The organism is Chryseobacterium piperi (genome assembly GCF_002285635.2).
Lineage (GTDB): Bacteria > Bacteroidota > Bacteroidia > Flavobacteriales > Weeksellaceae > Chryseobacterium > Chryseobacterium piperi.
Map to the genome: position 1 here is coordinate 3,998,517 of NZ_CP023049.2, position 21,776 is coordinate 4,020,292.

At 35.2% G+C, this 21,776-nt stretch carries 19 protein-coding genes and 1 tRNA gene; 13 read left to right on the top strand and 7 right to left on the bottom strand.

Annotated features, from left to right (window positions below; genetic code table 11):
- Window positions 1–16: 16 nt before the first annotated feature.
- The 4 genes from tamL to ccoN form a co-directional block, all read right to left on the bottom strand.
- Window positions 17–2,347 (bottom strand): translocation and assembly module lipoprotein TamL, encoded by a 2,331-nt coding sequence (gene tamL, locus CJF12_RS17500; protein ID WP_034683634.1) that lies wholly within the window; start codon window positions 2,345–2,347, stop codon window positions 17–19.
- The gene (locus CJF12_RS17505) at window positions 2,347–7,377 is read right to left on the bottom strand and encodes a translocation/assembly module TamB domain-containing protein (protein ID WP_034683636.1); all 5,031 of its coding nucleotides are present in this window, start codon (window positions 7,375–7,377) and stop codon (window positions 2,347–2,349) included. Before CJF12_RS17505 ends, tamL begins: the two co-directional genes overlap by 1 nt.
- 286 nt (window positions 7,378–7,663) lie before the next feature.
- Complete coding sequence (locus CJF12_RS17510; RefSeq protein WP_034683640.1) at window positions 7,664–8,551, bottom strand: cbb3-type cytochrome c oxidase N-terminal domain-containing protein; 888 nt, start codon at window positions 8,549–8,551, stop codon at window positions 7,664–7,666.
- Between the two features lie 20 nt (window positions 8,552–8,571).
- Window positions 8,572–10,851: a cytochrome-c oxidase, cbb3-type subunit I gene (ccoN, locus tag CJF12_RS17515; protein ID WP_034683642.1), complete on the bottom strand. Its 2,280-nt coding sequence runs from the start codon at window positions 10,849–10,851 to the stop codon at window positions 8,572–8,574.
- Window positions 10,852–11,032: 181 nt separating this feature from the next.
- Between ccoN and CJF12_RS17520 the strand changes: the two genes are divergently transcribed.
- From CJF12_RS17520 to CJF12_RS17540, 5 genes are all read left to right on the top strand, one after another.
- Window positions 11,033–11,326, top strand: a complete 294-nt coding sequence (locus CJF12_RS17520; RefSeq protein ID WP_034683644.1) for a helix-turn-helix domain-containing protein — start codon at window positions 11,033–11,035, stop codon at window positions 11,324–11,326.
- A gap of 127 nt (window positions 11,327–11,453) precedes the next feature.
- Complete coding sequence (locus tag CJF12_RS17525) at window positions 11,454–12,884, top strand: amino acid permease (RefSeq protein WP_034683648.1); 1,431 nt, start codon at window positions 11,454–11,456, stop codon at window positions 12,882–12,884.
- Between the two features lie 79 nt (window positions 12,885–12,963).
- Window positions 12,964–13,767, top strand: coding sequence for an AraC family transcriptional regulator (locus tag CJF12_RS17530; protein ID WP_034683651.1), 804 nt, complete (start codon window positions 12,964–12,966; stop codon window positions 13,765–13,767).
- Window positions 13,768–13,869: 102 nt separating this feature from the next.
- A complete protein-coding gene (locus CJF12_RS17535; protein ID WP_034683655.1) occupies window positions 13,870–14,484 on the top strand; it encodes a hypothetical protein in 615 nt (204 codons plus the stop codon).
- Between the two features lie 56 nt (window positions 14,485–14,540).
- Window positions 14,541–15,596, top strand: coding sequence for an agmatine deiminase family protein (locus tag CJF12_RS17540; protein WP_034683657.1), 1,056 nt, complete (start codon window positions 14,541–14,543; stop codon window positions 15,594–15,596).
- 135 nt (window positions 15,597–15,731) lie between these two features.
- Here the strand turns inward: CJF12_RS17540 and CJF12_RS17545 are convergent.
- A tRNA-Gln gene (locus tag CJF12_RS17545) sits at window positions 15,732–15,802 on the bottom strand.
- Between the two features lie 99 nt (window positions 15,803–15,901).
- Between CJF12_RS17545 and CJF12_RS17550 the strand changes: the two genes are divergently transcribed.
- The 4 genes from CJF12_RS17550 to CJF12_RS17565 all read left to right on the top strand — a co-directional run bounded on the left by CJF12_RS17550 (window position 15,902) and on the right by CJF12_RS17565 (window position 19,023).
- Window positions 15,902–16,918 carry an AMP-binding protein gene (locus tag CJF12_RS17550; protein ID WP_034683660.1) on the top strand — a complete coding sequence of 339 codons (1,017 nt, stop codon included), beginning with the start codon at window positions 15,902–15,904 and terminating at the stop codon, window positions 16,916–16,918.
- Window positions 16,919–16,933: 15 nt separating this feature from the next.
- Entirely contained in the window at window positions 16,934–17,326 is a 393-nt protein-coding gene (gene arfB / locus CJF12_RS17555) for an alternative ribosome rescue aminoacyl-tRNA hydrolase ArfB (protein WP_034683664.1), read from the top strand.
- A 75-nt stretch (window positions 17,327–17,401) separates the two neighbouring features.
- Window positions 17,402–18,022 (top strand): hypothetical protein, encoded by a 621-nt coding sequence (locus CJF12_RS17560; RefSeq protein ID WP_157759870.1) that lies wholly within the window; start codon window positions 17,402–17,404, stop codon window positions 18,020–18,022.
- A gap of 26 nt (window positions 18,023–18,048) precedes the next feature.
- Window positions 18,049–19,023, top strand: a complete 975-nt coding sequence (locus CJF12_RS17565) for a deoxyhypusine synthase family protein (RefSeq protein WP_034683668.1) — start codon at window positions 18,049–18,051, stop codon at window positions 19,021–19,023.
- A gap of 212 nt (window positions 19,024–19,235) precedes the next feature.
- Here the strand turns inward: CJF12_RS17565 and CJF12_RS20045 are convergent, their stop codons facing one another.
- Window positions 19,236–19,382, bottom strand: coding sequence for a hypothetical protein (locus tag CJF12_RS20045; protein WP_165569115.1), 147 nt, complete (start codon window positions 19,380–19,382; stop codon window positions 19,236–19,238).
- A gap of 90 nt (window positions 19,383–19,472) precedes the next feature.
- Between CJF12_RS20045 and CJF12_RS17570 the strand changes: the two genes are divergently transcribed.
- On the top strand, window positions 19,473–19,769 hold the full coding sequence (locus tag CJF12_RS17570) for an MGMT family protein (protein ID WP_034683670.1): 297 nt from the start codon (window positions 19,473–19,475) through the stop codon (window positions 19,767–19,769).
- A gap of 2 nt (window positions 19,770–19,771) precedes the next feature.
- Here CJF12_RS17570 and CJF12_RS17575 read toward each other — a convergent pair whose 3' ends face one another.
- On the bottom strand, window positions 19,772–20,152 hold the full coding sequence (locus CJF12_RS17575; protein WP_034683672.1) for a helix-turn-helix transcriptional regulator: 381 nt from the start codon (window positions 20,150–20,152) through the stop codon (window positions 19,772–19,774).
- Between the two features lie 145 nt (window positions 20,153–20,297).
- On the opposite strand from CJF12_RS17575, the gene CJF12_RS17580 reads away from it, so the two are divergent.
- From CJF12_RS17580 to CJF12_RS17590, 3 genes are all read left to right on the top strand, one after another.
- On the top strand, window positions 20,298–20,585 hold the full coding sequence (locus CJF12_RS17580; RefSeq protein ID WP_034683675.1) for a hypothetical protein: 288 nt from the start codon (window positions 20,298–20,300) through the stop codon (window positions 20,583–20,585).
- An 18-nt stretch (window positions 20,586–20,603) separates the two neighbouring features.
- Complete coding sequence (locus CJF12_RS17585) at window positions 20,604–20,903, top strand: hypothetical protein (RefSeq protein ID WP_034683678.1); 300 nt, start codon at window positions 20,604–20,606, stop codon at window positions 20,901–20,903.
- Between the two features lie 127 nt (window positions 20,904–21,030).
- Complete coding sequence (locus CJF12_RS17590; protein ID WP_034683681.1) at window positions 21,031–21,744, top strand: GLPGLI family protein; 714 nt, start codon at window positions 21,031–21,033, stop codon at window positions 21,742–21,744.
- Window positions 21,745–21,776: the final 32 nt, after the last annotated feature.

Below are 21,776 nucleotides of genomic sequence, written 5' to 3' on the forward strand. Positions count from 1 at the left end.
ATTTAAAAGTTCCCTATTAAAAAGGATATCCGATTGCTATATTTAAAATAAGATTATCTCTTCTCCAGTTGCTATCTCCAAAATTAATCCTGTCAAAGGCCCATCTATCCCCTTTTTCATAATAGGGAACACGTATTGGCATAGCGAGATCTAATCTTAAAATTAAGATTGAGAAATCAAGTCTTAGACCAACTCCGGCACCTACTGCTACTTCGCTTAAAAAATCTTTAGAAAACTTTCCTCCGGGTCTCTCATTGTTCTTGTCATTAATTAACCAAACGTTTCCGGCATCTACAAAGGCAGCAACATTTAAAAATTTATAAAGATTCGCTCTGTATTCTGCATTCATCTCTAATTTGATATCTCCTGATTGATCAAAAGCAAAATTCCGATTTGAACTTATTGGATTATAGCTTCCTGGTCCTAAAGCTCTGGCACGGAATGCCCTGATGCTATTACTTCCCCCTACAAAAAACTGTCTTGAAAAAGGAACTTCCTCCGAATTTCCATATGGATAAGCTATTCCCGCAATAATTCTTGAAGCAAAATTGGTTTTTTCAGAAAACTTATGATAGAACCTGAAATCATTTTCTATTTTCGCATACTGACTAAACGGAACCCCAAAAATTTCTTTTTGTTTACCTTTTCTTGCATTAGCTCCCGTTATTAAACCTGTAATATTTCCTGCCAGATCAACGGTACCTTTATAATAAATAGTATTCGTCTGTGGTAGCATTGTATTGGTATAGGTATAAGAGTACGTTGGGCCAAAAATAAGTTGTTTCTCAATAGCTCTTTGTAGATATGGGCTGTTTTCAATTTGTGTGCGGTATAAACTTGTAACATTAGCTGGAGAAACTAAAGTAATGTCAATAACCTTCAACTCATGTTCCTTTCTGGCATTTTCTTTCCACACATATCCAAAAGAAGCGGTGAAATTATTAAGTGTATAAAGCTGGGTACGGTTCTGGAACTCGTATCCCAGGCTAATATTCGTTCTTGGAACAAAAGCACTCGAAGAATTAAACCTGAATGGGGCAACAATTCTGGGAATAGACAATTGTACATTAGCTCCGGCACGATACATATTTCTGGCTTCTGCCTGCCCACCCATCTGTACATCAAAAGCTCCATAAACAGCTGCTTTAAATTGTTCAGCACCACGGAAAAAATTTCGATGGGTCCAGTTCAAATTCAATTCACTACCGGCATAACTTGCGGAGTTCGTTCGGCCTAAAGCTTCTAAGCGTAAAGACTGGAGCTCCCTTGGAGTCAATAAATAATAAGCGTCAAATTTATGTTGCAATGAATCAGAAACAATAAATTCATTTTTTACAAACTTAAAAACTCCCAAACTTATTAAGCGGTTCAGTGATAGATTATGATTGGTTCGATTGTATAAATCTCCTTTTTTAAAATACAGTGCTCTGTCAAAGATTCTTGGTTTGAATTTATGTTGCGGATCAATAACGTAAATATCATCATAAGCATATTTAGAAAGAGAATCCGAACTCATCGGAACGCTGTATTTACCATCTTTAACATCCTGAAGATTATAAGTAGGGAAAACAATAACTTTATCAATACCAAATTGCTGAGTAGCCAGACTAGGTGTATCGTCTTTTAATTTTACATTCAGATCTACCTTGTGTTTTTTACTTATGGTGCTGTCTGCCTGTACGATAATATTATCAGAATGGAAATAATAAAACCCTTTCTCTTTTAAGCCGTTATCAATTCTATCCCTTTCTGCTTTGATGACATCCAGATCGAAGGGGTTTCCGGCTTTAAGAAAACTTTTATCCTTTAAATTTTGAATTTCATGATTCACGATAGTAGAATCTTTTTGAAACTGTACATCACTGATCAAATATTGAGCACCCGGTCTCAAGGTATAGATAACCTTTACTTTCTTATTTTTAGAAATAGTGTCATAAGTTGCTTTGGCATTAAAATATCCTTTGTTTTCAGAATAATTAACGATGATATCCCTATTGAATTCGCGATCAACATCCCCCAGTAAAACAGGCTTTTCACCTACTTTATATTTTAACCAGTAATTGAATCCCTTTTCTTTTTTAGGCTCCTTAGCAATATTGTAAAAATATAGTCTGGGACGTAGGCCAAGCAGAGTTGAATTAGGCTTGGGAACTAAATTTTCTTCCAAAGAAGCTTGAAGTTCCTTTTTTGCTTTTTTTGAAATGGTATCGGCATCGATTTTTACTTCAGGACCCGTGTACAGCATTTGTCCCTCTTTTAAAAATTTGGTATTGCTGCACGAAATCGTAACTGCGGTAACACCCGAAGTCAACAAATATTTAAAATATATATTGAATTTATTTCCCATTATTTAAATTCTACCACTTGGTTATTTTTATTTTCTTTCTTTTGCTTTTCTTTTTCTTTTTTAGATCGTTGGAAGATATCCCGGAATTTATCATACTCCAGGGTAATAATAAATCCTACACCTGTTTCGACAATCTGTCCTTGAAGAGCAACCTGATATTCATCTTTACGATACGCTCTCAGCATATATCTGCCATCTTTTGAAAGGTTGTAATCTACCGTAACGTTTCCAGCAATATTGGTGGTATTTTCATTTTGTCTGGCATCACCTTCTAATCCGAAATTACTTCCTACCGTAACTTTTAAACGGTCGTTAAGAAGTCTTTTACTGATATCAACATTAAGATCTGTTCTTGTATTTTTTTGTCCCGTAGAATAATCTTCAGAAGAATCAAGGCCAAAATTTAAATCTACACCTTTGATAAGACCTGCGGCAAGATTATTCAGTTGCTGGGATAGAATTTTACTTACACTCTGTCTTGCCATAGCCTCTGCGGACATTCCTGCACCACTTTGGAATGGATTTTCACCTACGAAACGGTTCAATAATAACAGAGCAAAAACCTGTTTATTCATTTCAGATTCCTGGGTTCTCAGCTCAATGAGTTTTTGATTAACGGTTTCTGTTACGGCTGATGAAACAGCACTGTTTTTTTCATCCGTTGTAATATCAAAACTGATTTGAGGTTTCAGCAATTCCCCTTTCATTTTCAATAAAGTATTGAATGGGATTCTCTGCTTGTATTGATTTAGTGTAGGATCACCAGCACCTAGCTGTTGCTCAACAAGATCGTAAGGAGCTGTTTCGGTTTTATAAATTGCCGTAATATCCATGATGGCTGCAGTCGGTTCTCCGGTCCAGGTAATGGTGCTTCCTTTCTGAATATCAAATTTTCTTTTAAGCAGACTTACAGAAAGTTCATAAGCTCCTTTTTCCACTTGGTAAACTCCTACAAGAGTAGTTTTTCCTGAAGGGTCAATTCCTCCTGTCAGTTCAGCTTCTCCCTGAAGTTTTACAAAATCGCCATTGGCTTTATCGATGATAATCGACATCTTGGCTTCCTTGCTTACTTCAATATTGACACTGACATCCATCCCTTTAATTCGGCTTTCGGCTTTCAAGGAGTCAGCTTTAATCGTTTTGTTTAAAACCACCTGATCTTTGTCTACAAACTCTACAATTCCGTCTCTTTCCTGTAAAGAAGGGCTGGATTGAGGAAGAACAAAGGTAAAGTCTGTATTATCTGCTACAGCTAATCTTCCGTCGACTTTTGGCAAATCCAGATTTCCGCGAATATGCAATCCTGCATCAATAGCAAGTACACCGTACATCATAGCATCATTCGATTTTTCAGAATTAACCACTTTAAAACCTTTGGCATTCACATCAAGATTGAATGCAAAATCCTTGTAAGTCTGGGTAAGAACCTGTCCATTAACTACAAGCGCATTGCCATCTTTGTCTTTAATTTTGAAAGAATTGAATTCAATTCCCCGGTTGGTAAAATCAATTTCATCATTCAGTTTTCTGAAGTCACTTCCTGTTTTTGCGATTTCAAGACCTACATCATTGAATTTTACCTTTCCTAAAATATTAGGTTTGTCAGTACTTCCTGTTATTTTTAAATTTCCTGAAAGATAACCTTCCGTATTGGTAATAGCATTCATGGAAAAGCCCTGAACACTTTTCATCTGAAGTTTATTGATCGCCATATTCATATCAAAAGTGCTGGAAGATGTATTATAATCCCCTGCAATTTTAACATCATTATCGTTTCCTGAAAGGACGATGTCAGCATTTAAAAGTTTAGCTGAAGTGCTATTTACTTTTACAGCAAGATTTCCAACTGCATTTCCGTAAACGATCAGATCTGAAATATTCAGGTCGGAAGTAAACGTCATATCTTTTGTTAGGTCTCGAAGCTGAGCCGTTCCGTTAATTGTTCCTCTGGCCAGTATCGTATCTTTTTTAATGATTTCGGTGATGGTTTCTATTTTGAAATCTTTCAATGAAATCTTTAAAGGACTGTTGGGCGAGTTGCTTTCAGACTGTAATAGGATTTCACTTCCAGAGTTTGAAAGCCTGAAATTGTCTGCAAGAATTCCTTTGCTGCTGATTTGTATTTTATTTCCTTCAGCAACTGTCCAGTCATTATAGTTTAGCTTTAAACCATTCGGATTCAGAGATACTTCTGTAATATCATTAAGGGATTTAGCGTTTCCGGCGATCAGGAATTGCGTAACATCCTTCTGATCTTTGGTTGTAATATTGTAATTAATGGTATTGTTCGCGATATCCCCACCAATATTCACTTTATTTAAAGCGAAGCTCGAACTTTTTAATGCCGCCACATTAAGATTATATTGTAGTGCATCATTATCATTGGTAACCTTCAATGAAGCATTATCAATAGAGTTTTCACCATATAATACCTCAGGAATTTTTCCATCGATTTCTATTTTATGTGAATCGGCATTGTAGTTTCCTACTAAATTAATGGTTTCAAAGCTTTTCAGATCCGGAACAAACTTTCTGATCAGATCATCGTTTTTAATTTTTGCATTGAACGTGAAAAATTGTCCGGCATCAATCTTCTGAGTTTTATCCGGTTTTTGAAACTGATAATATTGATTAATAGTCTGGGCTAAAGATCCGAAAATCTGGGTTAGTTTATACTTACCTCTCAGTTCTACATCAGCAATCTGAGAATTGAAAACAATATTTGTGGAATCATTGGTAGATGATGCCTCTAGGTGAACTTCCTGGATTGGATAGACTTCTTTAGTATCTGAAAAAGCAAAGTTCTGAAGATTTAAGTAACCATTCAAATGATCAGGATCAAGATTCGTGAAATCTCCATCGATTTTTCCTCCGATGATCATTTGTTTATCATAGAAACCTAGTTTGTTCAGGTCTAATTTGATGATATCACCATTAAGCTTTACCGTAGGATTTTTCTCATCATAAACTCCGGATGCTGTTAATTGAAGATTGGCATTCGGGTCTTTTGAATTCAAAACAATATGATAAACACCATTATTGATTTTTCCGGTCAAATTCATATTGCGGTACTGATAGCCTTTGTACACTGCAGAAGCGACATGTCCTTTAATATCAGCATTGGCCTTTTTGAAATCGAAACTTTCCCCTTTAGCTGAAATTTGTGCTGTTATCGGTCCAATATCTTTATTCTGAATAATTTTTCCAACCTGAATGCCTTGAAGATTGGCTTTCACATCATACAATTCCCGATTCTTTCTGCGCATATCCACATCAGCAATAATAGCAGCATTTCCAAGGGTTGAATAAAGATTAAGATTGGTATTCACCACTTTTGTTGTACCCTTCGCAGTTCCTTTTACACTGAAATTGGAAGGAAGCGAAATATTGGAAGGAATAGTATTTTTAGGAACTAAATTATATATCGTTTTTGCAGATGATGAGAATTCTCCGATTTTCAGATCATAATACAACTGATCAGGATTCATTGCATTTTTGATTCTTCCTGACGCTGCAAGTCTAAGCTGATCCAGACCTGAAAGTTTAAAATTCTGAATCAACAAATCATTAACGCTTCCTTTCACATTTGCATTTACACTAAGAATGCCATTAGGGTATTTGTTGAATGGAACCGTATTTCTTAGAGTAGGAACCAGGTTTAAAATATCTGCAAAACCTACTTTGGAATCTTTAATATTGGCAGAGATTCTTACGGCTCCAAGATTTGAAGTAAGTTGTTCAATAGAATTGTATTGTAGAATAACTTCATCCCTTAAAACCGTTTTAGGAGTTTGTAAATACAAATCTTTAAGATAAGCTTCCTTTTCTCCGTAAACAAAATCAGTGTTGAATTTTTGAATATTCAACCCTCTGCTTTCCTGGATTTCAGCAGTATTTACAGTTCCAGCAAAAGTGTTATTTTCCATTTTGAAGTTTCTGACTTCTACATTCATTTTGGAAAAATTCAGATGGTTGAAATCCATTCCCTGTTTGGTAGGAGCGATAGCCGTATTATTATAGGCAACCTTTACATCATTAAGGATCAGCTTTGTTAAAAGCAGTTTCATCGCTTTTTCTGAGGTGGTTGACGGCTTAGGTTCTTCTTTTGAGTTTTTAGGATTGGCATCCTGAGCAGGCAGATAAAGGTTAGCATTAATATCTGCTCCTGAGAGAATAAGATTCCCAATGTTGTAAGAATTATTATCTAAATCGAGTTTATTAACCTTAGTACTGAGTTCTTTAAAAATAACTTTTGCAAAAGTTTTAGTATTGTCATCTCCATAATCAATGTCAAAATTGGTCAGCTTTATCCCTCTCAATCCAATATTCATTGTCTCCTTTTTATTAAGAGAATCTACTTTCTTTTCAACTTTTTTAGAAACCTCTTTTACAAGATCCTGCTTCAGCTTTAACTTTAAACCGTCAAGATTAATGTCATTGACAGCATAAGTATTTTTAGTCAAATCAAAGGTTTTTACCCTTGTATCAAAAGACTTAAAGTATAGTTTTATATCGTTCCCAGATTGCTGATCATTAAAAGTAACTCCAATGTCTTTCAGCTTGATTTTGTCAAGTGAAATAATAAAGGGCTTGGAAGGACTTTCCTCTTTATCTGATGTTGCAAAAGCATCAATAATGTAATCAAAATTAAACTTCCCGTCAGGTTTTCTCACGACATTAGCCTGAACACCCTCCAGGTCTACAGAAGTAATATCTGCCGTAGAATTGATAAGCTTAAGCATATTTAATCCTACGTCTAGTTTTTTAACCGCAAGAAGTGTGTCAATATTTTGCCCCTTTAAATAAAGATTTTCCATAACAAGACTGTTAGGGAACCCTACGTAAACTCTTTCGAGGCTAACTTTTGTTTTGATTTTTTTTTCTAGATAGACAACTAGTTTGTCTTTGATGAAGTTTTGAACTGCCGGAAGTCTCAGGCTTAATATAAGGAGGGTAAAGAATACCAATATCGATATTAAGGTAATAACAATACGCCTCAGGAGTTTTCTTTTATTAATTTTTAGTTTCAAATGTGGTAGGGTTTAGAACAAAGATAATAATACTATTTAAAAAATTACCCGATGTGGTACCCTTTTGAGAATGCAAAAATCCTGCCTTGACTGCCATTTATGGAATTTTAGTTTAGTCGAAGTCAAGTGAATTAGTTGAGACGACAGCCAAAGCAGGGATTTGTTAGTTGTTTTAAAAAGCCCCCTTTTTATTCATTTTTCACGTATGAAAAGGTATTAGGAAAATGAAATTTAATGTTAGTTAGTGAAAAGGGGGCACACATAGTTGATATGTTTAAAGTGATTTTTATTCGTTAGTATTTTCCCATTGTACTTCCTGTCCCTGAGGAGCGGCTCCGCCCTGAGCTTCGGTAATAGGGTTCGTTTCCTGATTGATGTGATACACATACGCTGCAATTTTTTCAGCATCTCTTCCCGTAATAGTCCCGTCCTTGATGAAAGGTCTCATCGTAGGATTATTAGGAGAGCCGTTGTCAAGCATCCAAAAAACATTTTTAAATAAACTTTTTTCCTGGATATTGATCCAGTGGGTATCGGTAAGATTGGGGCCGATTCCTCCTTTTCCGCCATCTCCGTGACAGGTCACGCAGTTGGTTTTAAAGAGTTGTTCTCCTTCAGTTATATTATCGGCACTGTATTTTGCGGTTTCCAGGTTGATAGGTGGAGCACTTTTCTCATACTCAGCAATTGAAGCGAGTATCTTTTTGGCTTCTTTATCATATTCTACATCCGGATGGGCATAATCAGTAAAAGCAAAAGCAGTCAAATAAACAGCGCAGAAAATAATTCCAAAATAAAATAATCCAATCCACCATTTGGGTAAAGAATTATCAAGCTCGGTGATGCCGTCAAAACCATGATCAATAATAATATCTTTTTCCTCCGTTGAAGATTGTTTCTTAAAAGCAGAATTCCATAATTTTTGAAAATAAGGAATGTTCTTTTCTTCAAGATATTCTTTTCTCTCTTTTTCATTTAATCTGCTGAACTTTTCATTTTCAACCAGATCTCCTATTGAATTCATGATGAGAAGGAGGATCGTTGTAATTAATAATAGAGCCCAGAAGAATGGAGATGTAAAATAACCTGAATCCTGAGCGAACATCTCGAACGCCATGATGGTTAAGCCTATAGTAACAATAATATATATTGAAATGGGGGTTCTCGTTTTCATTTTACATACATTTTTAATAATTAATCTGCGCTGGCTGTTTTAATATCAGTGGTTTTGATATCTGTTCCCAACCTTTGAAGGTAAGCGATCATAGCAATGATTTCCCTCTGTTCTAAAGGCACGAACGATGTTCCTTTGGTGATTTTATCTTTTTCAACCTGATCTTTTACGTCAGTGGCTTCAGAATAGATTCTTTTGACAATGGCTTTTGATTGATGATCTGCCCATTGATTAGCTGAATCTATTTCAGCTTTTGTGTAAGGGATATCAAAAGCATTTTTCATTAATTTCATCTTATTAACCATTTCTGAACGATCAAGCTTATTGGTAATCAGCCATGGAAAGCGGGGCATAATAGATCCTGCAGAAGTAATTCTTGGGTTATACATGTGTTTAAAGTGCCATGAATCCGGATTTCGGCTTCCTTCCCGATGAAGATCCGGTCCCGTTCTCTTTGATCCCCATAAAAATGGTCTGTCGTAAACAAACTCGCCGGCTTTTGAATATTGTCCGTTTTTACCATCAAATCGCATCACTTCATCACGGAAGGGTCTGATCATTTGAGAATGACAGGAGTTGCAGCCTTCACGGATATAAAGATCTCTACCTTCCAGCTCTAACGGAGAATAAGGTTTTACAGCGGTAATTTGTGGTAAATTACTTTTTATAGTAAGTGTGGGAACGATTTCTACCAACCCTCCTATAGATACCGCTACAAAAGCTAATATGGATAGAAGTTTTGGGGTTCTTTCAAGCCACAGGTGTGCTCCTTCTCCTTCTTTTCTCTGGCTTCCGATATTGGCTAAAGCAGGAGCCTCTGCCGGAACTTCTTTCTGGAATGAACCTATTTTAATAGTTTTAAAAACATTGATAACCATGAGTATTGCTCCTGAAAGATAAAGTATACCTCCTGCGAATCTCATTTTAAAATAAGGAATAATTGCAGTAACCGTATCCAGCCAGTTTTTCCATAATAATGTTCCGTCCGGGTTAAACTGTTTCCACATCAAACCTTGGGTAAATCCGGAAATATACATAGGAACAGCATAGAAAATAATTCCTAAAGTACCCAGCCAGAAATGCCAGTTAGCCATTTTTTTAGACCAGAGTTCAGTTCTCCACATGATCGGAACCAGATAGTAGATTACTCCGAATGCCATAAACCCATTCCAGCCAAGAGCTCCTAAATGTACGTGACCAATAACCCAGTCCGTATAGTGGCCTATTTTATTCAGAGATTTTGTTGCTAAAAGTGGTCCTTCAAAAGTCGCCATTCCATAACACGTAACTGCTACGACAAAAAATTTAAGAATAGGATTTTCTCTTACTTTGTCCCAGGAACCTCTTAGCGTAAGAAGACCGTTAAGCATCCCACCCCAGGATGGTGCAATAAGCATAATAGAGAATCCTGTCCCTACAGCCTGAGCCCATGCAGGAAGAGCGGTGTATTGAAGATGATGCGGCCCTGCCCACAGGTACACAAATATCAGTGACCAGAAGTGAATAATTGAAAGCTTATAAGAGAAAACAGGCCGGTTGGCCGCTTTAGGCATGAAATAGTACATCAATCCTAAAACCGGGGTTGTTAATACGAATGCAACCGCATTATGGCCATACCACCATTGTACAAGAGCATCTTTTACTCCGGCATAAGCAGAATAGGATTTCCAGCTTGTAAATGATAGAGGTACTTCAAGGTTGTTGAAAATGTGAAGCATTGCCACTGCAATCCATGTGGCCATATAAAACCAGATGGCAACATATAAATGTCTGACCCTTCTTCTGGCAATCGTTCCAAACATATTAATTCCAAAAACAATCCAGGAGAACGCAATTAAAATATCAATTGGCCATTCGTGCTCGGCATACTCTTTTGAGGTATTGATTCCCATTAAGAATGTAATCACAACACTGATGATCATGATCTGCCATGACCAGAAATGGATCCATGATAGTGTGTCGCTATACATTCTGGTTTTTAATAATCGTTGCATACTATAGTAAGCACCGCAGAAAAATGAATTACAAACAAAAGCAAAAATCACGGCACTGGTATGTAACATTCTGATCCTTCCGAATCCCATTGCTCCCTGAGTATTGATCAATCCCTGGATGTTTCCGCTTCGTAAGCTTTGAATGGTGGTATCGTCAGTTCCAAATAAAAATTCAGGCAATTCAGGGTAGAAAAGCATTAATGCTGCTGTCAGTCCCAGTAGAAATCCTACCAGCCCGAATACAATAGTAGCATAGAGGAATGCTTTGACAATAGTATTGTCATAATTAAATTTTTGCGTCTCCATAATTCCAAAAGTTGTTGTACAGAAATGATCATTATTACCAGGCAGCTTTTACAGCTAAATCCCGTTAAGAAATAAATATCATGTAACGTGTATAATGTTTTGCCAAAGGTATTTATTAACTTTGTTTGAGTCTAGTAGATAACCTTCTAAACTATACTGAAAACTACTAAAAACAAGCACAATGAAAATATGTGGTCAAAATATAAGAAAAGTCCGAAGGAGTAAAGATTTTACACAGGAATATATGGCATTTGAAATGGGTATTTCTCAAAAGGCTTATTCTGATATTGAAAACTCTAAAGTTAAAATCAACTTAGATATTCTGACGAAAATTTCCACTATCTTAGAAATTAAACCTTCAGATATCTGCAGTATTTCTCATAAGTGCGGAACCAATGATTATGAAGATAAATATACTGACCTTATCAACTATATGAAGCAAAATAATATTCCGATTCCGGAAGAATATATTTGATTCTGGCCGGTATTTCCTTTTTTTATTTTTATAAAATTCTTTAATGCTTAATAAATTGAATGTTGAACTTCGTTTATACAAGGGAATTTATGTGAAGTTTTTATATATTTAGCAAATAATTCATTCTATGAGCAACGAGAATAAAACTGAACAAAACACTGAACAAAATACATCTTTAGTTAGAGGATTAACCAACCGACATATTCAATTAATTGCTCTTGGGGGTGCCATTGGGACAGGACTGTTTCTGGGAATAGGTCCGGCTGCAGTTTTAGCAGGTCCATCAGTTATTTTAGGGTACGCTTTAGCAGGAATTATTGCATTCTTTATTATGCGCCAGCTTGGCGAAATGGTAGTTCAAGAGCCGGTGTCTGGTAGTTTTAGTTATTTTGCTTATAAGTATTGGGGGAATTTTCCTGGATTTGCTTCCGGCTGGAATTACTGGATTCTTTACATACTGGTAAGTATGGCGGAGCTTACGGCTATTGGGCATTATATTCACTTCTGGTGGCCTGAAATCCCACTTTGGGTCTCTAGTTTATTCTTTTTTATATTGATCAATGCGTTGAATCTTGCCTCCGTAAAAGTATATGGAGAAACCGAATTTTGGTTTTCAATTATCAAGGTAGTAGCCATTATCGCTATGATTATTTTCGGTATTTATCTTTTGATAAGCGGAACCGGAGGAGACAAAGCGAGTATTCAGAATTTATGGAATGACGGTGGTTTTTTTCCAAAAGGTCTATTTAATAAAAATGAAAATGGTTATACGGGACTCTTTGCAGCAATGGCCATGATTATGTTTTCCTTTGGAGGACTTGAATTAATCGGGATTACTGCTGCGGAAGCTAAAAGTCCGGAGAAAACTATACCTAAAGCGACCAATCAGGTTATTTACAGAATCCTGATATTTTATGTAGGAGCTCTTGTTATCTTATTTGCACTAAGTCCATGGAGAGATATAACAGAGGGGTCAAGTCCTTTTGTTATGGTTTTTCAGAACCTGAACGGTTTCGCATTTACGATTTTAGGAAAAACAATTCACTTCAATTCTTTAATTGCGAATGTCCTTAATCTTATTGTTTTAACAGCTGCCTTGTCAGTATATAACAGCAGTGTTTATAGTAACAGCAGAATGCTTTTCGGATTAGCTCAACAGGGGAATGCTCCCAAAGGCTTAATGAAGCTCAATAAAAATCATGTGCCTACCAATGCGATTCTTGTTTCGTCTTGTTTTGCAGGTATTTGTATTATCATCAATAAATTAATTCCGGAAAAAGCTTTTGAATACTTAATGGCCTTGGTGGTATCCACGCTTATTATCAATTGGCTGATGATTTGTTATACCCATCTTAAATTCAGAAAAACAAAAGATGCGGAAGGGACCAAAACAAAATTTCCTTCCTTATTCTATCCGATATCCAATTATATTTGTATTCTGTTTTTGTTGACGATCTTAGTATTAATGTGTATGACAGGAATGGAGATTCAGGTAATTCTGATTCCGGTATGGTTAGCTTTTCTGTTTTTAATGTATAAATTATATAAACCTAATTAAAGCTATTGATAAGGCTTTCTTCTGAAATAGTTTTTTAGGATTATTTGACGTTGTCAGTAACTTAATAAAATTGAGATCGATGAATACTAATTTTGGAGAGATCCAGAAAATAGTCGACCTTATAGAGGAAAACTTTGATAGGGAAATTACTGCTTTTGAAATCGAAAGTATGTCTCATTATTCCTACCGAAACTTTCAGAGGATATTCTTTAAAATTTTTAATGAAACCATTTCCGGATTTCAAAAACGGTTGCGTCTGGAAAATGCGTATAAAAAATTAATTTATACCACAGATAAAATTTCTGATATTGCCTGGCAGGTAGGTTATTTTAATGTCCAGTCTTTCTCTAAAGCATTCAGACAACAATATCATATTTCCCCGGCATCAGCGAGAAAGAATAAGCAGAATGTATTTAGTGAATTTATAGAAAGTAATACTACTGATCTGTTATATGAAATCAAGTATAAGGATCCTGTATCTGTCTATTGTCAGTTTATCAAGGCTAAAGATTACAATAACCAGGAAATTAACGACCTGTGGGAACGGATTGAAGATCAAAACGGGGTTTCGGTTTCTTCTTATGGAATTATAAGAGATCAGCCGCTTATTACAAGCTGGTCCCATTGTAGATATGGCGCTGCAGTAGGTGAGTTGTCGCAGGGGGTATCCGGATTTCAAAAGAAAGAGATTTTTGGAGGTAAATATATCAGGTTTACCCATACGGGGCCATTTGAAAATATTCTGGAAACCTACCGTACTTTTTATCGTCTCTGGTTATCAGAGCCATTTTCTATGCTTGATAATTCTGATGTAATAGAAGAATATCTTCAGTCTGAAACGGGAGAAATGATTACCCATATTTATTTCCCGGTGTATTCATAAGATTGTCCTTTTAGGACAATTTTTGTTTTTCTCAAAGTCTAATTTTGCCAAAGTAATCCTCATAAAGACGGAATTACTTATAGAATTTTAGAAACAACATTAATGAAAAGAATACTATTTCCCGTTCTGCTGCTATTTTCATCTTATGCAACCGCTCAGGTTTCGGTTCAGGGATACGCAGGAACTAAGCAGGCTGAATTATTAGGGATTTTTGATAAAGATTTTAAAACCAGATGGAACTATTTTGCTTCCGGAACTGTTTTTTATGAATATGACTCTAAGAAAGTAAATGCAGAAGTTTATCAGAACCTTAATTATTATATAGGAAAAAACTGGGGTGTTTCTGCGGGAGTTTATGTTTCAAAAGAAGATATTATGCCATCTTTGGGATTAGCATTCATTAAAGAAAAAGGTAATTTCGGGATTAATTTATTTCCGGCGCTTACTTATTCTTTTGATACCAGAAAAATGGGATTAGGGCTTTATACATTAATGGAATATACCCCTAAAATTAATGAACGTTTTAATTTATACACCATGTTGATTGTAGAGTCTGACTTTAGCTTTAAAGAACATCAGAATAGCAGTCAGGTTGTAAGACTGGGTGTTGAGACCCGGAAAAAGATGCAGTTCGGGATAGGAAGTACCATTTCTCAGACCGGGAGTAATTTTGAGACGGGAATTGACTTTGGAATATTTATAGGAAAGAAATTTTAAATAGCATGAATAATAAATTTTTCACATTTTTTGTAACATTAAGTTCAATATTTTGTATGTCACAGACTTATCACTTTCCGGAAGAATCTTTACCTCATGAAGGTACCTGGCTTCAGTGGCCACACCATTACCAACATGGGGTTACGTATAGAAAAAGGGTCGAACAAACCTGGATCGATATGACTAAAGCATTGCAAGCCAATGAAAAGGTTCATATTATTGCTTACGACGCTACGGAGAAGAAAAGGATTATAGATGTTTTAGAACAAAATGCGGTTCCTTTAAAGAATATTGATTTTAAGATTTATCCTACCGATGATGTATGGGTAAGAGATAACGGTCCTATTTTCGTCAAAGATGGACAAGGACGAGTTTTGATTGAAGATTGGGGTTTTAATGGTTGGGGTGAAAAGTTTGATTTTGAAAACTGTGACAAGATTCCACAACGTATCGGAAAAGATTTAGGAATAAAAGTAATTAATCTCAATGACGAAATGGTTAATGAGGGAGGTGCTGTAGAAACTGATGGGAATGGAGTTTTAATGGCTTGTAAAAGTTCTGTTATCAGTCAGAAAAAAGGAGCTGTCCGAAATAAAGGGATAACGCAGAATGAGGCTGAGGATATGTTTAAAACTTACTATGGAGTATCGAAAGTCATCTGGTTGGACGGCATTACAGGTCTTGATGTGACAGATATGCATATTGACGGATTCATGAAATTTATTGACCATAATACCATGATCACTATGGACGAAGATGAATTACTGGATATGGGACTTTCTGATAAGGATATCAATACCCTTTATACGGCAACCAATGTTGATGGGAAAGTATATAAAAAAGTCTATGTCCCTGCTACAAAAAATAAAGTAAAAACAGCCTATGGAAAACAATTGGATGAGAAAGGGTCATATGTCAATTATTACGTAGCCAACAATGTTGTTCTTGTTCCTAATTATGGTGACCCTAATGATAAAATTGCCAATAAAATTATCCAGGAACAATATCTGGATAGAAAAGTAATAGGAATTGATGTCAGAAACTTATATGAAAATGGCGGGATGGTACATTGTGTAACACAACAGCAGCCTGTTGGAAGTCTAATGAATTAGAATGTTATCCTGATTTTGAAAATATAAAGAGTTAATAGAACGCTTTGATTTAATAACAAAGTATGATTGGTATTCACTGATCATACTTTTATTATTTTAGGGAATTAAAAAAACCACCCTTAAAAGGATGGTTTGTAGACCCACAGGGATTCGAACCCCGACTGACGGTACCAAAAACCGGAGTGCTACCGTTACACTATAGGTCTGTGTTATTTTGGTGATGCAAATTTAAAGCTTTTTTCTATACATACAAGAACTTTTTAAACTTTTTTTTACATTTACATCACTTTTTATTTGCAGGAAACATGGTCATAGACTTCAATAATCTCAAAATTAATAATTTACATCCACAGACTGAATTTGAAAAAAAAGTCATTCTTTTTTTAGAAAAATGGATGTCTGATTCAAAAACGGTGGAGGTCCAGACTTCCGGGTCAACAGGAGTACCAAAAATTTTCGAAATCGAAAAGAAGAAAATGGTCAATTCTGCGGTAATGACCTGTAATTTTCTGGGACTGAAAGAAGGGGACACAGCACTATTATGCCTGCCGGTAGAGTATATTTCCGGTAAGATGATGATTGTGCGCTCAATAGAACGAAAAATGAAGTTGATTGTTGCTGATCCTTCCTTAAAACCGGTTAAGGGTTTGGAAATGAATATTAATTTTTGTGCTATGACACCATTGCAGGTTGAAAACTCATTGGAAAAGTTGCCTCTTATCCAGAATCTTATTATTGGTGGTGCTGCAGTATCGGAGAGCCTTAAGAAAAGAATTGTACATTTGGATACTCACATTTATGAAACTTATGGGATGTCGGAAACACTTTCCCATATTGCTTTAAAGCAAATTACTCCTAAAGCTGAGCATTATTTCACAGCTTTTGAAAATGTTTCCATCTCTAAAGATGAGCGTGGCTGTCTAAGGGTTTTTGCGCCCAATGTTAATGATGAGGTATTGCAAACTAATGACTTAGTTGATATCAAGGATGGGAATCAGTTCAGGTTTTTGGGGAGAATTGATCATGTGATTAATTCAGGCGGGGCTAAAATATTCCCTGAAGAATTAGAAAACCTAGTGAAAAACAAAATTTCGAATGAAGTCGTCTTTTTAGGATTAGAAGATGAAAGGTTAGGACAAAAACTGGTTTTGGTTATTGAAGGTCAACAATCTGATGAGGTTTTGCAAAAGGTGTCGGAAATTCAATTTGATAAAAATTTCCATAAACCTAAAAAAATCATTTTTATTGATGAAATCCCAAGAACGCCTAACGGTAAAGTAAGTCGTATTGAATTAAGGAAAAAAATAGATAACAGCTTATAACATTATAACTAAGCCATGAAAGATTTTTCAAAAGAACTCAGTTTCAAAACTTCCCGTAGCAGTGGGGCGGGAGGACAAAATGTAAATAAAGTTGAAACCGCTGTTACTGTACTTTGGAATGTTTCTGAGTCTGAATTTTTTAATGATGATGAAAAAGACCTGATTCAGTTTAAACTAAAAAACCGAATCAATGCTGAAGGTGTTTTATTTTTATCGGTTTCCGAGAGCAGAACTCAACTGATGAATAAAAACATGGCTATTGAAAAAATAATAGAGATTGTAAATAAAGCTTTAATAATTCCTAAAAAAAGAATAAAAACGAAGCCATCGAAAACACAAAAGCAAAAAAGGCTGGATACTAAAAAGAAACTGTCTGATAAAAAGGAAAATAGAAGATTTAAATTTTAGTTGATCTGTTCGGAAAAAGTGCTACTTTTGCCGAAATCTAAAAAATAAATGATAAAAAAAATTACACTTTTAGGGATGTTTTCTATTTCAATAATGTCCCTTGCTCAGCAAAAGTTTTCAATTATTCCATCTGTTGGATATGCGTGGAGAACAGGTAAAACTCCAGCTAATTTATCAAGAGAAGTGAGTAATCATGTTAAAGGCTTGAAAAGCGGACTGAATTTTGACATTTCAGCATACTACCACTTGAAAGGAAATACTGCCCTTGGACTAAAATACTCTCATTTTACTGCATCTAGTAATTCAGACTTCAGAGTTCGAAATGATAATGGGCAAACTTTTTATGTAAATTTAAACACAAGAGATAATATTAGCTTTGTTGGACCATCGTTTATGTATTCAAATTTTAATGATGAATCGAGACATAAGCTATATTTTGATATAGCATTAGGGGTAATTTCTTATAGCTCGAATACAAATGGGATGAAAATTACGGGTTCAAACTTAGGTATGGATACCAATGTTGGATATCAGTATGCAATAACAAAGAATTTTTCGATCGGTCCTAAATTTGGGTTTACAGCCGGTACATTGAGCCGTGTGAAAATGAATGGTACATCCATGGATCTTGGAGATAATCAAAAAGAGAGCTTACACAGAGTTTCTCTAAGTGCAGCCGCTGCATTCCGATTTTAAGTTTTATCTTTGCAAAAATCAAAATAATGAACAAGCCAATTTCTGAGTTTATAGAAAAATATTACCTGCACTTTAATGCAGCTGCATTGGTGGATGCATCAAAAGGTTATGTTGCACATCTTAAAGATGGAGGGAAAATGATGGTAACTTTAGCAGGAGCAATGTCAACTGCAGAGTTAGGAAAAATTTTTGCAGAGATGATCCGTCAGGACAAAGTAGATTTTATTTCTTGTACAGGGGCCAATCTTGAAGAAGACTTAATGAATCTTGTAGCGCATTCTCACTATGAAAGAGTTCCGCATTACAGAGATCTTACAGCACAAGATGAATGGGATTTATTGGAAAGAGGTTTAAACAGAGTTACCGATACATGTATTCCTGAAGAAGAAGCTTTCAGAAGATTACAAAAGCATATCGTAGATATCTGGAAAGATGCTGAAGCTAAAGGAGAAAGATATTTTCCACATGAGTATATGTATAAAATGATTCTTTCAGGAGTTTTAGAACAATATTATGAGATCCCGAGAGAGAACTCATGGATGATTGCTGCAGCAGAGAAAAACCTTCCGATAGTAGTTCCTGGATGGGAAGATTCTACTATGGGTAATATCTTTGCTTCATACTGTATCAAAGGAGAGCTTAAAGCTTCTACTATGAAATCAGGAATTGAGTATATGATGTATCTTGCAGATTGGTATACTAAAAACTCTGCTGGAAAAGGAGTAGGGTTCTTCCAGATCGGTGGAGGGATTGCCGGAGATTTCCCAATTTGTGTGGTACCTATGTTGTATCAGGATATGGAAATGCATGACATTCCTTTCTGGTCTTATTTCTGCCAGATTTCAGATTCTACAACTTCTTATGGTTCATATTCGGGAGCAGTTCCAAATGAAAAAATCACATGGGGTAAATTGGATATCACAACGCCGAAATTTATCGTTGAAAGTGATGCTACTATCTGTGCTCCATTGATGTTCTCTTATATTCTGGAGAATTCTTAAAATAATATTCTCACTACTTACTAGAGGAAAAATAATAACAAACGCCTCATTTTTTGAGGCGTTTGTTTATGGAATACCTGTTTAAACAGCGAGGGGAATAAATAAAGCATCTCGCCCAGATTTCGGAGATCAGGCAGGTTATAAGTATGTGTATGTTTAAGTTAAGCCCAATAACGAACGTGATAATCAGTAGGAGAAATAAAGAAAAATCCCTAATCCATAGAATTAACCAGGACAAAATATCTGTAGGCTAAAATACCCTTTTGTACTTTAGTCAATGAACTTGGATCTTTATCACTTAGCTTGGGTAAAATCACTTTATTGATTTTATTCAATGCCCGGAAGAATGATTTTTTCATAACTTTATATTTTTAATGAGAAACATCATTGAGCTATTGATCATCCAAAAATGGTGCAAATCATTATTCCTATGCAAAATTTTTTAATATATGGACGAAATTTTCAAACAACAGGTTTATGAAATTGCGAAACTGATTCCTAAGGGACGTGTTTCCACCTATGGAGCAATTGCTAAAGCGGTAGGGTATCCCAATCATTCCAGGCATGTAGGAAAGGCAATGGGAGGTTGCCCTAAGGATGTTCCGGCTCACCGCGTAATTTCCAGTTCCGGAACTTTATCTGTAAAAGAATTTCAACCCAAACTTGAAGCAGAGGGGGTTGTTGTTGAAAATTTTAGAATTAAGAATTTCAAAAAGCTTTTTTGGGATCCTTTGAGTGAATTGTAAACTTACTTTTTTCCTTTTAAGCTTCTTATCTCTTCATTTAGCTTCTGGTTTTCCACCTTTAATAAAGAAATATATTCCTGAAGGTTTTCTACAATAGACAGAGGTACTGTACTGTTATTATATTGATAAACACCAGATGCTGAACTGTCGTTAAATACAGGATGGTCATTATTAACAACGATTGAAGCTTCATCCTCTTCATAAATCTCTTCCATCGTAACATCTAAGAAATTAGCTATTTTTTCCCATTCAGCTCTTACGATTTTTACATCTCCGCTTTCCTTTCTGCTGTAGTTGGAGACATCAGTAGCAATGATATCAGCAATCTGCTGTTGAGTATATCCCTTTCTCTTTCTAATTGAACGTAGCTTTTCTTTTTGCATCTCACATTTTTATACAAATATGCAAAAAAAATATACAAATTGTATTGTTGTACACTAAAAACGCAAGAAATATACAATAGAATTATGCATTAGCAGAGTCATCTCTTTTTTAGTTTTGGAACACAACCAAAAAAACAACAACGCAATGAAAAAATTATTATTAGTAGCAGCCATAGGGGTTGCCGGATTTATGAGTGCTAATGTTTCAACTAAAAGTGACATTAAATTAAAAGAAAGTACAGCCAGTGAAAGACAACTATATTTATTAGCTAGGGATTGGAAAATAGAATATGGTTATGGAGATAATGGAAGCGGCTGTTTAGTGTACGGACGTTATCTGACAGGTGATAATGGGGAAACCATTTTTATCGCCTGTGGAAGATGTGTAGGGTTTGCTGAGATTTGTCCACCGGAAGGGGGAGCATTTGCTTAATACTGTAATAGATATAGGATGAGATGTATTTTATTTTTATGCTTGGTTATGAGTTGTAGCAATGCTCGTGGAATTAAAGAAAAGGATTATAGTAATTATTCATATGATTATTATAAAAGGCAAATAAGCAATTCTAAAAATAACGAGAGAATTAGTGTTTTTATTAATGGTAAGCTATCTACTATGGAGAAATTTCAGGAGCTTACCTCAAAAGATAAAATTAAAAATTTTGAAGTTATTAAAGATAGCACCAAAATAAAAGCAATGAATTATCCTTATGATAAAGTAAAAGCTTTAATATTTGCAACCAAAAAATGATTAATACGGCTATTTCAGAGGCATGGAGGATTTGATGTTCTACTTTGTGTTTACTCTTCTCAAAAGCTCTTATCTTTCTTTGCTTTTGAGATAGCTATTTTACAATTGGAAATTATACATAGACATGATGAAAAAGATATATTGCGGGATACTACTTCTTAATTTTTTAGTGTTTTTTGCACAGAAAATTTCTTTTAAATCGGATATACAAATTATTTATGATTTAGAATTTAGGTCAGATTCGACACAAGCTGTAAAAAGTAATGAAACGCTGTGTTTGTATATTGGTGAAAAGCGATCTGTTTTTCAGGCCGAAAAGAAATATAAAGTAGATTCCATAGTTGCCAGTCAAAAAGTTACGATACTCCCTTCCAAACCTATGTTTAGGGTTAATAATGTAATCTTTAAAAATTTAAAAAAATCACAGCTTACTTTTAGTGAAGCAATAGATAAGATTGTTTTTGGTTATGAGGAGCCGCTGGATATGAAGTGGAAGTTAGGAACTGATAAAAAAACGATTTTGACTTACGAATGTTATAAGGCTGAAACTACATTTCGTGGAAGAAACTATACGGTTTGGTATACCAAGGATATTGCAATCCCTGATGGTCCCTATAAGTTTGCCGGCTTACCGGGGTTAATTCTGGAAGTATATGATGATAAAGATAATTTTCATTATAAATTATTACAAATAATCAATCGTCCGAAAGAAATTTTATACAATACGAATATCCGTTTAGTAGATAGAAAAAAATTGTTAGAATCTAAAATTAGCCACGCTCAGAAAGATTTAAAAACTGTAATTAGATTCAACCCTATTGAAAAGACAGTTAATTTATAAAATAGAGTATTTGATAAGAAAATAGGTGTTTT